The 15,381-nt window shown below is 34.3% G+C and carries 13 protein-coding genes; all 13 read right to left on the bottom strand.

Features of this window, described 5'->3' with window-relative positions; all coding sequences use genetic code 11:
* Positions 1–954, bottom strand: coding sequence for a DHH family phosphoesterase (locus AC1RPU_RS06520; protein WP_481761837.1), 954 nt, complete (start codon positions 952–954; stop codon positions 1–3).
* Positions 955–969: 15 nt separating this feature from the next.
* On the bottom strand, positions 970–1,650 hold the full coding sequence (locus tag AC1RPU_RS06515) for a metal-dependent hydrolase (RefSeq protein WP_481761838.1): 681 nt from the start codon (positions 1,648–1,650) through the stop codon (positions 970–972).
* Positions 1,651–1,707: 57 nt separating this feature from the next.
* Positions 1,708–2,850, bottom strand: a complete 1,143-nt coding sequence (gene dinB / locus AC1RPU_RS06510) for a DNA polymerase IV (protein ID WP_481761839.1) — start codon at positions 2,848–2,850, stop codon at positions 1,708–1,710.
* Positions 2,851–2,987: 137 nt separating this feature from the next.
* Positions 2,988–3,698: a B3/B4 domain-containing protein gene (locus tag AC1RPU_RS06505; RefSeq protein WP_481761840.1), complete on the bottom strand. Its 711-nt coding sequence runs from the start codon at positions 3,696–3,698 to the stop codon at positions 2,988–2,990.
* A 147-nt stretch (positions 3,699–3,845) separates the two neighbouring features.
* Positions 3,846–5,333 (bottom strand): glucose-6-phosphate dehydrogenase, encoded by a 1,488-nt coding sequence (gene zwf / locus AC1RPU_RS06500; RefSeq protein WP_481761841.1) that lies wholly within the window; start codon positions 5,331–5,333, stop codon positions 3,846–3,848.
* A 164-nt stretch (positions 5,334–5,497) separates the two neighbouring features.
* Positions 5,498–5,860 carry a preprotein translocase subunit YajC gene (yajC, locus tag AC1RPU_RS06495; RefSeq protein ID WP_409021441.1) on the bottom strand — a complete coding sequence of 121 codons (363 nt, stop codon included), beginning with the start codon at positions 5,858–5,860 and terminating at the stop codon, positions 5,498–5,500.
* Between the two features lie 83 nt (positions 5,861–5,943).
* On the bottom strand, positions 5,944–7,089 hold the full coding sequence (tgt, locus tag AC1RPU_RS06490) for a tRNA guanosine(34) transglycosylase Tgt (RefSeq protein WP_481761842.1): 1,146 nt from the start codon (positions 7,087–7,089) through the stop codon (positions 5,944–5,946).
* Between the two features lie 15 nt (positions 7,090–7,104).
* Positions 7,105–8,145 (bottom strand): tRNA preQ1(34) S-adenosylmethionine ribosyltransferase-isomerase QueA, encoded by a 1,041-nt coding sequence (gene queA, locus AC1RPU_RS06485; protein ID WP_481761843.1) that lies wholly within the window; start codon positions 8,143–8,145, stop codon positions 7,105–7,107.
* 17 nt (positions 8,146–8,162) lie between these two features.
* Positions 8,163–9,179 carry a Holliday junction branch migration DNA helicase RuvB gene (gene ruvB / locus AC1RPU_RS06480; RefSeq protein ID WP_409021443.1) on the bottom strand — a complete coding sequence of 339 codons (1,017 nt, stop codon included), beginning with the start codon at positions 9,177–9,179 and terminating at the stop codon, positions 8,163–8,165.
* Positions 9,180–9,194: 15 nt separating this feature from the next.
* Positions 9,195–9,809, bottom strand: coding sequence for a Holliday junction branch migration protein RuvA (gene ruvA, locus AC1RPU_RS06475; protein WP_481761844.1), 615 nt, complete (start codon positions 9,807–9,809; stop codon positions 9,195–9,197).
* A 136-nt stretch (positions 9,810–9,945) separates the two neighbouring features.
* Positions 9,946–11,919, bottom strand: a complete 1,974-nt coding sequence (mutL, locus tag AC1RPU_RS06470; RefSeq protein ID WP_481761845.1) for a DNA mismatch repair endonuclease MutL — start codon at positions 11,917–11,919, stop codon at positions 9,946–9,948.
* A gap of 16 nt (positions 11,920–11,935) precedes the next feature.
* A complete protein-coding gene (gene mutS, locus AC1RPU_RS06465; protein WP_481761846.1) occupies positions 11,936–14,515 on the bottom strand; it encodes a DNA mismatch repair protein MutS in 2,580 nt (859 codons plus the stop codon).
* Positions 14,516–14,541: 26 nt separating this feature from the next.
* Positions 14,542–15,342 (bottom strand): TIGR00282 family metallophosphoesterase, encoded by an 801-nt coding sequence (locus AC1RPU_RS06460; protein WP_409021448.1) that lies wholly within the window; start codon positions 15,340–15,342, stop codon positions 14,542–14,544.
* Positions 15,343–15,381: the final 39 nt, after the last annotated feature.

Raw genomic sequence — 15,381 nt, 5'->3', positions numbered from 1 at the left:
TTATTCTCCCGTATATGTCTTAGCTAAATCATCAAGTGATTTAACTATTTCTTCGTACTCTGCTTGGTCTTTAGCTCTTGCACCACTGGCCATGGGATGTCCACCACCATCATGCTCTTTTGCTAACTGATTGATTACAGGACCTTTTGATCGTAATCGAACGCGATAGCTACCATCCTTTTGCTGCACAAAAATTGCCCAACATTGAACTTCAATAATTTTACCTGGTAAAGGTACAATTTGAGATGAACCAGCATCGCCCAACTCTATTGAATCTAGATAGTCATGTGTCAATATGACATATGCTGCTTTATGTTCTGTAATAACTAAATTATCATATACATATCCTGATAACTTAGCGACACCTGCGGTAATATTGTCCATTTTTTGGTTTATTTTAGTAGTTGAAAAATGATAAGTCATTAATTCAGCAACCACTTGCATCGTATGTGCAGTTGTTGCTGAATACATGAATCGACCTGTATCGCCAACAATTCCGGCGTATAACATCCTAGCCGCATCATCAGTAACTACAAGTTCTCCACCAACGCCATCAACTAAATCCATAACTAATTCAGAACTACTTGATGCATTTGTTTTCACCCAAACTAAATCACCATAAACGTCTTCATTGGGATGATGATCCAATTTAATTAGGTAGGCACCACTTGTATATCGATCATCTTCAACTCTTGGACGATTAGCCGTATCAATCACGATGACGAGTGCATTATTATACGTCTCATCAGAAATTTCATCTTGGTCACTAATCCATACTAATCCAGCTGAGGGCGCACCAACTTGATAAACCTTTTTGTCAGGAAAACTAGCACGAATAATTGCTGCTAACCCCGATTGAGATCCAATTGCATCAGGGTCTGGACTTTGATGACGATGAATAATAATCGTATCAAATTGTTTAATTTTTTTTAAAATTTCTAACTCAATTTTCACTTAAATGACTCCTTCTTAGAACTCAAATGGAATATCAATCTCGGGAATAATCCCCACACCATCATTCAATAATTGAACAAATTCAACTGGATTTTGTTCAATTTTGGTAAACGTATTGTAATGAATTGGAACAACCTTTTTTGCCTGTACAAATTCAGCTGCAATTGCAGCATCTTCTAAACCCATTGTATAAGTATCACCAATCGGTAAAAATGCTAAATCAACAGGTTCCATATGATTAACTAACTTCATATCTGAAAATAAAGCCGTATCTCCTGCATGATACAAGACTTTCCCATCAATATGCAATTCAAACCCTGCAGCTACACCTAATGTTCTCGCTGTACCATCAATTACCAAGGCAGCAGTATGCCACGCGGGAATAAGTTTTACTGAACCGAAAGGTAATTTAAGCTGACCACCAAAATTTAAAGGCTCAACAATTAAACCCTCATCTTCAAAATAATTAGCTAGTTCATTGATTGTAACGACTTTAGCCCCTGATTTTTTTGCTAACTCAATTGTATCACCCACATGATCGTAGTGTGCATGCGTCACTAAAATATAATCTGGATTTAATTCGTCAATAGTCGTTTTAACTAACGGATTATCTTTAATGAATGGATCAATTAAGATCGTCAACTTATCGTCAGTAACAATTTGAATACTAGATTGTCCAAGCCATGTAATTTTCATGTTTAGTCTTCTTTCGTTTCCAAAGTTGCTCTTAAGTATAACGGTTATTGAGGCCAATTACAAAGGCTGTTTTGTGTCTTTTTTCCCAAATAATGGTAGTTTCATATTTTCAAAACCAATTGGTGCTAAATTTGTCATCGTTAATCCAAGTAACCTAATTCCCTTTTCTGCACCCAATATATCGTCAAAAATCTGTCGTCCATAAAAATAAATAGTTGCTGCATCATTACGAATAAATTCTTCCAATGTTAATCTTTTTGTTAGCGTCGTAAAATCCTGATAGCGAACTTTAATGACTAACGTTTTCCCATGTTTTTGTTGTTTACTCAACGTTTCTGAAACTAAATGTGCAATATACCTAAGTTGTGTTTCAACTTCATCCGTTGTCATCAATAACTTCCCGTATGTTCGCTCGCTACCAATCGATTTTCTCTCTCTTTGCCACTCGACTGGACGATCATCAACACCTCGTACTCGTTTATATAAGAAGTACCCTAATTTACCAAATTGTTGAATTAATTCAACTTCAGATTTTTCTAATAATTCTTTTCCAGTAAGGATACCTTGATTAATCATTTTTGGTTCTGTTTTTTTTCCAACGCCTCTAAATTTACCAATTGGCAATTCAGATAAAAAAGGAATGACATCTTCTGGCAGAATTAATGTCATTCCAGCTGGTTTATTGTAATCGGACGCTAGTTTTGCTAAAAATTTATTATAAGAAACACCCGTTGAACAGGTTAAATGTAATTTTTGATAGATTTCTCTTTGAATCATGTGCGCTGCTTGAATAGCACTTTTAATTTCTTTTTTATTCTGTGTAATATCAAGATAGGCTTCATCAAATGCAATTGGCTCAATCATTTCTGTATATTCATGAAATATTTCATGAAGCTGTCTTGAAACTTCTTTATATAGTGTGAAATCAGGCGATTTAAAAATAGCTTTAGGACAAATTTCATAAGCTTCTTGGGCTGCCATAGCAGAATGGATACCTAATTTTCTTGCCTCATAATTTGCTGTAGCAACAACACCACGACCACCATTTTTTCTAGGATCCTGGGCAATAACTAATGGTTGTCCAATAAATTCAGGATGTTCACGCTCTTCAATTGACGCATAAAAAGCATCCATATCGACATGGATAATTTTTCTTTTTAATAAATTATCGTCTATTGTAATACCATTTAATTCAGCCATTAGTCCCACATCCTTTTCATGCAATTTTACACGAACGCACGTTCCTTTTCAAATTAATTGCTCTTTATTGTCCATTAAGATATAAAAATACCTCATTATCGTTAAACTTATGTTTAACAATTATGAGGTACTTCATATTATTCACCTATAACAGAATTATCCTTATTTAATTTAAAAATTTTACCTTCTACATTAAGATTATCTTTAATAGACTTTTGTAATTGTAACATTGCCTCATCAATAATTTCATTCTGTTCTTTATTGACAGATTCCATTACCATAACAGCATTTTTTGTATCATCTGTTAACATTGTTCTTTTACCATCTCGCCAATTTAAGCATCTGCAAACTGCTCCATCATCATCATAATATAAAACTTCACCAAGCAGAGCTGGTTCATTTTTATCATCACCTAAAGGATAAAAAGCTTCTCCACCTTTAGCAACACCTAAATGAAGATCTCCTTTGATAGCATCTGTATCTTCACCACCAACAGGTACACCATACTCTAATGAAATACTATTGTACAGGTCAACAAGCGGATTTATTGAACCCACACCTTTACCCTGATCAACTCGTTTAAGTAAAGCTTCAATTGATGAACGAGCACCTTTTTTCTTCTTAAAATTTTGGTATGCTTCACGCCAATTAGCCACGACTAAATTGTCTTTGAATGATTCATTTGTTAAATATTTTTGAGCTTTATCCCCAGCTTGTTCAAGCATGTTATCATAAAAATCGGTTTGATTTTCTTTAGGATGATTATCTATATCTTTTAAAAGCATAATATTAATTTGTGCATCTGGAAAGATGTTCCAAAAATCTTCATCTATAATAATTTTATTCATCATTACTCTCCTTATAAATTTATACTTTTATAATCGCTTTCGTACTATAATACTTCTGATATTTTGTCTATTAAAATAATATTTCCCTAAATAATTAAAATTATCATGCAAGAGTTACTTCAATTAATACCGAAGGATTAACGTTTTTTACTTTTTAGGATCGTATATCCAGTAATTACCATCATCCGTTAATAATTTATCTGAAGCCGTTGGACCCATCGATCCACTTAAATAGTTAGGGAATAACGTTTTATCATCATTATCGTTATGCCATGTCTCTAAAATCACATCGGCTACATTCCATGCCTTAGCAACTTCATTCCAATGAGCAAAATTAATTGCATTTCCATCTAACGCATCCAAAATTAACTTTTCGTATGCTTCTGGTGTTTTAGCTTTTGTTTCAGGTGAATTAACATAATCTAAATTCGTTTTATTCGTGTTAAAGCCTTGCCCAATTTCTTTAGTATTAATCGTCAATCTAAATCGTTCATCAGGTTCAACTGTAATTGTTAATACATCTTTACCTAAATGTTCATGTTCAGCACTTGTTCCAAAAATATTTTTTTCAACATTTTTAAAAACAATATTGATTTCAGTATTTTTCTCGACAAGACGTTTACCACTGCGAACATAAACTGGCACACCAGCCCAACGATCATTGTCAATCATTAAACGACCAGCAATAAATGTTTCAATCATTGAATCAGGTGAAATCTGTTTTTCCTCACGATAAGCCTTTTCGGTTCCTGCCTCATTTGCACCATATTGTCCACGAACAAAGTTTTTATTAACTTCATCAGGTTTTAAGATACGGATTGCTTTTAAAGCCTTTAATTTTTCTTTACGAATTTCTGATGCAACAAATTCTTTTGGCATGTCCATTGTTAATAATGAAACAACTTGCATAATGTGATTTTGGAACATATCACGCATAGCGCCACTCGTTTCATAGTACCCGCCACGTTCTTCAACACCTAATGACTCACTCAACGTTAATTGAATATTATCTATATACTTATTATTCCACAATGTTTGCGTAATAATATTACCAAAACGAATTGCTGGAATATTTTGAATCATTTCCTTACCTAGGTAATGATCAATTCTAAATATTTGATCTTCATCAAAAGTATTTGTAATTTCATCATTTAACTTTTTAGCACTTTCAAAATTGCGTCCAAAAGGTTTTTCAATAATTAAACGGTTGAATCCATTTTTAGTTACTAACTTTTGTGACCCTAAATGAGTCGCAATCGTACCAAAAAATTGAGGTGACATTGCTAAGTAGAACATACGGTTACCTTCAATTTGGTATTTTTCATCAAGTTTATCTGCTAATTTTTTTAAAGTTATATAATGTGCAACATCAGTCACATCATGTGATTGATAATAAAAATGTGATACGAAATCAGCAATTTTATTAGCATCATCGCTAACATTAACTAAAGATTCAGTAACAACGTTTTGATAAAAATCATCTGTCCAAGGACGTCTTGCAGTCCCAATTACAGCAAAGTTGGCATCTAAAAATCCTTTTTCAAATAGTTTGAAAAGAGATGGATACAATTTTCGCTTTGCTAAATCTCCGGTTCCACCAAAGATAATAAATAAGGCCTTTTGTTGAGTTTCCATTATTCCACACCACTCTCATTTTTGAGGTTTCAGTCCTCTTTATTAGTAAAATCAATAGTATAAGTTTACATTTTATTAGTAAAATAAACAAGAAAGTTGGTCTTAAACTAGACAATAAAAAAAGTATTAACTCTGATTAGCACAAAGTTAATACTTGAAAATAATTATTTTTCGTCAGAAGAGAATTTATCTTCTTCAGTTTTTGTTTCAATAACTGCATCAGTAGTTGTTTCTTCCTTAACTGCAGCTGCAGGTTCTACTTTAACTGCGGCAGGAAGGACACGTGCGATTGCTGAGCGTTCAAATGTTAAGAAAATACCGTCACAATCAAGTGTAACAGTTTTTGCCTCTTCATCAAAACTATCAATAACGCCGTGTAAACGACCAATAGTTACTACTGCATCCCCAGGTTTTAATTGGTTCATCATATCTTGTTGTTTTTGTTGTTGTTTTTTTTGTGGACGAATCATCATGAAATACATCAAGACGAATAAAGCCACAATCATTAAAATACTACTATATTGCATTAATAAGTCACCTCTATTTCTTTTTTCTTACTACACAAGGGTATCAAACTTATTGACTGAACACCACAGTTATTCAAAAAAATTTAAAAATTCTTAGGATTTTTATCATAAAATCCATATTGTTCAAAAAATGCTTCACGAAATTCTAATAAGTTGTCATCCATAATAGCTTGACGAACATCAGCCATTAAATGTGTTAAAAAATACAAATTATGATAACTAGTTAAACGAATACCAAATGTTTCATCTGCTTTAATCAGATGACGTAAATAAGCACGCGTATAATTCTTACATGTATAACAATCACAGTTTTCATCTAATGGTCTAAAGTCTCGTTCATATTTCGCATTTTTTACAACAACACGGCCCATTGAAGTCATTGTTGTCCCATTTCTAGCAATACGTGTTGGTAACACGCAATCAAACATATCAATTCCACGTAACACCCCATCAATCAAGGCGTCAGCTGAACCAACACCCATTAGATACCGTGGCTTGTCTTCTGGTAACAATGGCGTTGTGAAATCTAAAACGCGGTTCATTTCAGCTTTTGATTCCCCTACCGATAACCCACCTATTGAATAACCAGGAAAGTCCATTGAAACTAAATCACGCGCACTTCGTTCTCTCAAATTTCGATGACCGCCACCTTGAACAATTCCAAATAAAGCCTGTTCTTTCGGATTCAAATGAGCTTCAAGTCCTCTTTCAGCCCAGCGGCTTGTCCGATCAACTGATTTGCTAATATAGTCATAACTTTCAGAAAATGGTGGACATTCATCAAAACTCATCATAATATCCGCACCTAAAGCATTTTCTATGTGGATCGCTTTTTCTGGTGATAAGAATAATTTTTCTCCATTTAGATGACTTCTAAATTTGACGCCTTCCTCAGTAATATCACGCATCTTTGCTAATGAAAATACTTGAAAGCCACCCGAATCAGTCAAAATACCTTTATCCCAATTCATAAATTTATGTAACCCACCAGCTTCTTGTACGACATCTTCACCGGGGCGTAACCATAAATGATAGGTGTTTGATAAGATAATATTAGCACCAAGTTCGTCTAATTCTTCAGGTGCCATTGATTTAACAGATGCTAGTGTACCTACGGGCATAAACATTGGCGTTGGGAAAGTTCCGTGAGGTGTAATAATTTCACCAAGTCTGGCACCTGTCCGTTTGTCTTTTTTGATTAACCGATACTTAATTGCGGGCTCTACCATTATTAATTCTCCATCCTATTTAATATACATTGCATCGCCGAAGCTAAAGAATCGATATTTAGAATCAACTGCATGTTTATATGCGTTTAAAATATTTTCTCTTCCTGTAAATGCTGCAACCAACATTACTAATGTTGATTTTGGTAAATGAAAATTAGTTATAAATCCTTCAACAACCTTAAATTCATATCCTGGTTTAATGAAAATTTCCGTCCAACCACTGTCAGCTTGAATAGCGCCCTTAAATTTTGAGCCAATTGTTTCAAGTGTCCGAATTGTAGTTGTTCCTGTCGCAATAATTTTACCACCTGATTTACGAACATCATTTAATTGTTGAGCTGCATCCTCAGTTAAACGATAAAATTCACTATGCATTTTATGGTCTGCAATATTCGTTTCACTAACAGGTCTAAATGTCCCTAATCCAACATGTAGCGTTAAATAAACAAGATGAACACCTTTAGCTTCAATCTTTTCTAATAATTCATTTGTAAAATGTAAACCAGCTGTAGGTGCTGCTGCCGATCCAACTTCCTTTGAATAAACCGTTTGGTACATTTCTTGATCTTCAAGCGTTTCTTTAATATAAGGAGGTAGCGGCATTTCGCCAAGTTCATTCAGAATTTCCATAAATATACCCTCATATTCAAAACGAATCATGCGGCCACCATGTTCTAGCTCTTCAATGATCGTTGCCGTTAAGCGGCCATCACCAAAACTAATCACAGAACCAACCTTCATTTTTTTAGCAGGTTTTACTAATGTTTCCCAGTTATCACCATCAGTATTGTTCAATAGCAACACTTCGATGTGGCCACCAGTATCAGGTCTAATTCCATGAATTCTAGCAGGCATCACCCGCGAATCGTTCATTACAAGAGCGTCCCCAGCATTTAATTGGTCAATTACATTATAGAAATAATCATCCTTGATTTTACCTGTCTCATGATCCAAGATTAACATCCGAGATGCATCACGTTCTTCTAAGGGTGTTTGCGCAATTAATTCTTGAGGCAATTCATAATCGAAATCTTCAGTACTTAGTTGTTTAGTCAAAATATCGTCATCCTTCTCTATTTATTCTCGTTAAAGTCATAAGGTCGATTCAAATGTTCATAAGCTTCCATTGTTGCAACTCGCCCTCTTGGTGTGCGTTTTATAAAGCCAATTTGCATTAAATAAGGTTCAACCATTTCAGCAATGGTCTCTGTTTCTTCCCCTATATTGGCTGCTAACGTACTCAAACCAACTGGACCACCTTGATAGAAATCAATCATAGTCTCTAAAAGTTTGCGATCTGTCTCATCTAATCCACGGTTATCCACGGCAAGTAGATTTAACGCATGATCAGCCGTTGCTTGGTTAATTTCACTTTGGTCAGAAACTTCTGCAAAATCACGAACTCTTTTTAATAGGCGATTCGCAATTCGTGGTGTTCCACGTGAGCGTCGAGCTAACTCATGAGCGCCACTTTCTTCAATTTTTGTATTGAAAATATCTGCTGATCGAATGACAATTTCTTGCAAATCAGATTGATTATAATAGGCCATATGTTCAACAATCCCAAATCGATCTCGTAACGGTGCTGATAGAAGGCCCGCCCGTGTTGTTGCACCAATCAATGTGAATGGAGGTAGTGGAAAATGAACGGGATGTGCTGTTGGGCCTTGGCCAACAACAATATCTACAAAAAAATCTTCCATAGCTGAATACAACATTTCTTCAACCATCTTGGGTAAACGATGAATTTCATCAATAAATAAGACATCCCCAGGTTGTAATTCATTTAAAAGTGCCACAAGATCTCCAGATTTTTCAATTGCTGGTCCACTAGTTGTTTTAATTTGCACTTGCATTTCATTTGCAATAACCATTGCAAGTGTTGTTTTACCTAACCCAGGTGGCCCATACAACAATACATGATCAAGTGCCTCTTCACGTTGTCTAGCAGCTTGGATATACACACTTAATTCATTTTTAACCTTATCTTGACCAATGTATTGTGATAAAAATTGGGGACGAAGTGACTTTTCAATGGATTCTTCCTGATTATCTTCCGGTTCATTCGAAATAATCCGTTGTTCTGTCATTTTATCAACCTCCTTTTATTTTTTCATTAATAATTTTAAGCCTTCTCGTAGATAAGCATCCGTTGAGTCTGCTTCGAATGATTCTAGATTCTTACTAATAGCCTTAATCTCACGTTGAGAATATCCTAAAGCAGATAAAGCTTCAAGACTTTCTTTCATAAATGGTGATGCTTGTGCCGGAATGAAATCAAGCGATTGTTGTCCTGGCATTGTGGTTGCTTGACCTTCAATATCATCTAATTTACCTTTTAAATCAAGCACGATTTGTTGTGCTGTTTTTTTACCAACACCTGGAAATTTAATTAAATAACTAACATCTTCTGTATTAATCGCATTAACTAAACCACGATGATCATCATTGGCTAAAATAGCAAGCGCACTCTTAGGACCGATTCCTGAAACATTCAATAATTTTTCAAATAATTTTTTTTCATCTAAATCGTAAAAACCAAATAACGTCATATCATTTTCACGAATAGCCTGATAAACAAAAATTTTAACAACTTTTTTTGAATCTTCTTGGTACCTAAATGGGTTAGCAACAAAAATTTGATAGCCTATTCCATTAACTTCTAAAACAAGATAAAAAGGTGTTACAGCCGTTATTTGGCCCATAAAATACTCATACATATTATTTTCCCACTTTTCCTAATCTACATGAATCTGCTTTTAATAGTGTACCATAGACCACTTATTTATACAGTTATCGCTTTTCTTACAAAAAAATCAATTATCACCAAATATTTGGCAACAATTGATTCTTAGCCTAACCTTCGTGACCGGTTTGATGTGAATCTTGAATTCGTTTAAAGAAATGTTCCATGTCTTGATTAGAAAAATGAACTAAAACTGGTCGTCCATGTGGACAATTAAATGGATTTTCAACATTTTTTAGCTCACTTATCAATGCCTTAGCTTGTCGATCATCAAGGTGGTGATTTGCTTTGATTGCCCTCTTGCAACTCATCATAATCGCCGCTTTTTCTCTAAATTCAGCAATCACTATTTTCCCATCTGTGAGTAAGTAATCAATCATTTCTCGAATCGTACTTTCTTCTTGCCCTTCTTTAAACCAGGTTGGATGCTGTCTAATAATGAAACTATTTTGTCCAAATGGTTCAAGGATGAGTCCGATTTTTTCCAATATATCGGTATGTTCAGTAATAATTATAGCTTCACTTACTGTATATTCTAGAACAATCGGTACCAATAGATTTTGCAAGTCACTAGAAACGTCACCAATTTGCTTACGATAAAACTCATAATTAATACGTTCTTGTGCAGCATGTTGGTCTAATATATATAACCCGTCTTCCGATTCTGTAAATAAATAGGTTCCATGCATTTGGCCAATATATTTTAAATCAGGAAACCTTTGTTCACTCTTTTTCGTGGTAGCTATTTCTTCATCATTCTCTTTCTGTACATCGCCTGTTTCATCCGGCGTAACAATAGAAAATGGTGCCACATTAATTTCATTAGCATATTGTGTCTCAAATGTGCTAACTCGTTTCGAATCCAATTGTTCAGCAACTTGAATTGAGATTGGTTCAATATTCCTTGATAAATGATTTAAATTTTCGCCAATTGTAATCTTAGGTTCACCACTTGTTACTGCATCCGTTTGTACTGATGAGAATTTAGGCTTAGCTTGATATTTACTTGAGGCTTCATTCAAATCAAATTGTAATTGATCCGTATCTATTTTTTCACGTTTCTTAGAACTTAAATTCTCTAATGCTTCCGGAATTAAATTTTCTTCAGCAATACGTTCATAGATAATCTTTTTTATAAGTTCAGTTAATTCTGGTTCTTTACTCAATCTTACTTCCTGCTTAGTTGGATGAACATTCACATCAACTAGCATGGGATCTAATTGAATATTCAAAATTGTAATCGGATAGCGTCCAACCATTAATTTTGATCCATATCCTTTAATGATTGCTTTATTTAAATTAACATTTTTAACGTAACGTCCATTAATTAAAATAGATATAAACTGTCGGCCAGCACGCGTTAATTCTGGCAGTGATGTATAACCGCTAATCTTAAAATCTAAATCATGACCCTTAAATTCAAGCATTTGGCGTGCACTTTTGACCCCATAGATAGCTGAAATAGTTTGTTTCAGTTGGCCGTTTCCAGTTGTTTTCAAGACTTCTTTACCATCATGTGTTAAAGAAAATGAAATATTTGTATGGCTCATTGCTAATCGGTTCATCATGTCGCTAATAATTGACATTTCAGTTTGCAAAGACTTTACATATTTTAAACGTGCAGGCGTATTGTAAAATAAGTCAGAGACTGTTATTTCTGTTCCTTTACGACTAGCAGATGATTTTTCATCTACTATCTCACCACCGTTAACAGCAATAACAGCCCCAGGTTGCCCTTCAATAGCTGTATTCAAAGTCACTTTAGCAACTGATGCAATACTTGGTAAAGCTTCGCCACGAAATCCTAGCGTACTGATTTTAAATAAATCTTCTCTTGAAGTAATCTTACTTGTGGCATGACGTTTAAAAGCATTCTGCAGTTGGGATGCCTCAATGCCATCTCCATTATCAATGACTTGAATTAATTTAAGCCCAGCTTCCTCAACGACTACATCAACTTGTGTGCCATGCGCATCAATCGCATTTTCAACTAATTCTTTTACAACAGATGCAGGTCTTTCAACTACTTCACCAGCAGCTATTTGATCCGCTAAAATTGTGGGCAGTTCAATTATTTTTGTCATTCATTCACCTTCAGTTCTATCCGTTCAATTTTTCTTGCCAGTCATATAAGACGTTCATAATATCTCTTGGCGTCATGTTCATCAAGTTAAGTGCTTTAAGTTCATCCACAACTGCTAACTGGTCCTTTGACAAGTTTTCGTTAACAAATAAAGATAACTGCGTATCATCTTCATTGATGGTTGTTGGTAATTCTTTTTTACTATCTGATTGTTTATTTTTTAGCTCTAAATCATCTAAAATTAATGTTGCACGGCTTAACAATTCTGCTGGCATTCCCGCCAATTTAGCAACATGAATCCCATAAGATTTATCTGCAGGTCCTTCTTGAATTTTATGTAAGAAAATTAATTCACCATTTTCTTCAATAGCACCTACATGGACATTTTTTAAAGAACTAACGGTTTCTTCAAGTATCGTTAATTCGTGATAATGTGTCGAAAAAAGTGTTTTGGCATGTACATGTTTATCCACATACTCGATAATCGCTTGTGCGAGTGCCATACCATCATAAGTTGCCGTTCCCCTACCAAGTTCATCAAATAAGATTAAACTATTCTCAGTCGCATTTTCTAAGGCTTGATTAGCTTCTTTCATTTCAACCATAAACGTACTTTGACCTGAAATTAAATCATCTGCTGCACCAATCCGAGTAAATATTTGGTCAAATATTGGCATTTTAGCCGCCTCTGCAGGTACGAAACAACCGATTTGAGCCATCACAACCGTTAATGCTAATTGACGCATATACGTACTTTTACCTGACATATTAGGTCCTGTAATCAATAAAATATCAAGTGTTTCAGGCATTCTAACATCATTTGGTATATAGCTTTGTTTTCCCATCACTTTTTCAACTACAGGATGCCAACCAGCTGTGATATCCAATTGATGACCTTCTTTTAATAATTGTGGTTTTACAAAATGTGAGTCTTCACTAACAACCGCGAAACTTTGTAAGACGTCTAACGTGGCAATTCCTTGAGCTAATATCTGTAATCGTTCAATTGATTTTTTAACAATATCTCTAATTTCGACAAACAATTTATATTCTAAATCCATCGCTTTACTCTCAGCACCTAAAATAATACTTTCACGTTCTTTCAGTTCAGGTGTGATATAACGTTCAGCATTAGTCAACGTCTGTTTTCGTTCATAACGGTCTTTTGGAACATTAATAATATTAGATTTTGTCACTTCGATAAAATAACCAAAAACACGGTTAAATCCAATTTTAAGATTTTTAATCCCCGTTAGATTTCTTTCTTTGGCTTCCATTTCAGCTAACCATTGTTTACCATTTTTCATTGCATCTTGATAAATATCTAATTTATCATTATACCCCGGTTTAAATAGGTGACCATCAGTCACTGATAAAGGTGGTTCATCAACAATGGCACGTTCTATTAAATTAGAAATATCATCGACTGGATCTAATTTATTGATAACATCAGAAAAAGTACCATCGTCAATTTCGTCTAAAACATATTTAATTTTAGGAACTTGTTTAAGCGATAATTTAAGTTGAACTAAATCTCGCCCATTTACGCTACCAAAAGCGACACGTCCTGCCAATCTTTCTAAATCATAAACTTTAACTAACTCTTCTTGTAACGTACTTCTTTCAAAATAATGGTTAATCAATAAATCAACCTTATTTTGACGGTCTAAAATTTCAGCATAGTTAATAAGCGGTCTATCAATCCACTGTTTAAGTAAACGACCACCCATAGCTGTTTTTGTGTCATCTAATAACCACAATAAAGTACCTTGCTTCTTGCCCGTTCGAATATTTTGCATTAATTCTAAATTATATTTTGAATAATGATCCATTTTCAAGAAAAAATCAGGCTCATAATGAACTGCTTTTTGTAAATGATCTAAACTTCGTTTTTGCGTAACTGAAAGATACGTTAACAAGTCAGTTACAACCGAGATTTCTAGTGAATCTGTTAAATCTTGAATCGCATAACTTGATTCAGCATGATTTTCAACAATTTCTTGTTTAGAAAGCATAATATTTAATTTTTCTAATGTTTCGATTGTTTCATCAGACAAACTATCATTAATCACAATTTCTTTAGTTCTCAAACTCATTATTTCATTAATTAAATTATCTAAATTATCTAAGCGACTCGTTTTTAATTCACCTGTTGATAAATCAACATAAGCAAATCCAAAACTATTGTTGTCTTCTATAATAGCTGTTAAATAATTATTTTCTTTAGACTCCTTCGCACCGTTATCCATCGTTGTTCCTGGTGTTACTAGCTGAATAACTTCACGTTTAACCATACCTTGAGCTAATTTAGGATCTTCAACTTGTTCACATATTGCGACTTTGTATCCTTTTTCAACTAAAATATCGATATAATTTTGAGCAGCATGATGCGGTACGCCACACATTGGAATAGGATCATCAGCTTTTTTATTACGTGTTGTTAACGTTAATTCGAGTAATTGCGACCCTTTAACAGCATCATCATAAAATAGTTCATAAAAATCACCAAGACGATAAAACAAAAAAGCATCAGGATACTGTGCTTTAATGTCAAAATATTGTATCATCATTGGCGTTAGTTTTGTTTTTTGCGGCATAGTCGAGATGCCCTCCTATCTCTAAATTAATCCATAAAAGGATGGTCATCATTAATTAATACAGGGAATATCTTTTTAGCATGTCCCGTTTTGTCATCAATATCTATCACACAAGCAGATAACGTTTTACGACCTGTTTCATCCACTTCAAATCGTGTTGGCATTTGCGATAAAAAGCGACCAATTACATTTTCACGTTTCATTCCTAAGATACCATCGTATGGTCCTGTCATACCAACATCTGACATAAAGGCAGTTCCTTTAGGTAAAATACGCGCATCATTAGTAGGCACATGTGTATGCGTACCTACTACCGCAGATACTTGACCATCTAAGAACCATGCTATAGCTTCTTTTTCACTCGTTGTTTCAGCATGAAAATCAATAAAAATGAAATCAGTCTCTTTTTTGACTTCTTCTAAAATATCTTGAACAACTGCAAACGGATCATCTGAAGGAGACATAAAAACACGTCCTTGCAAATCAATCACAGCTAATTTTTGCTGATTAATATTAATAATTGTATGTCCAATCCCAGGTACTTGGTTTGCTGAGAAGTTAGCTGGTCTAATTAATTTTTTTGCACCACCAATAAAATCTTGAATATCTCTATTATCCCAAGTATGGTTACCCATGGTTACAACATCAGCACCTGTTTGAAGGAATGCTTTATAGACAGATTCATTAATACCTCTACCCTTCGTTGCATTTTCACCATTTACAATGGTAGCCTGTGGATGAAATTTTCTTTTTAATTTTGGTAAATACTCTTTAATCATTTGTTGACCTGAATCGCCAACGACATCTCCGACAAATAATAAACGCATGGTTGTCCTCTTTTCTTATATATAAAACTAGTTTAACAT

Source organism: Dellaglioa sp. CoH-55-MRSF-7 (assembly GCF_056782235.1).
The sequence above is the reverse complement of the archived record's forward strand: the minus strand, read 5'-3'. Positions and strand labels throughout refer to the sequence as shown.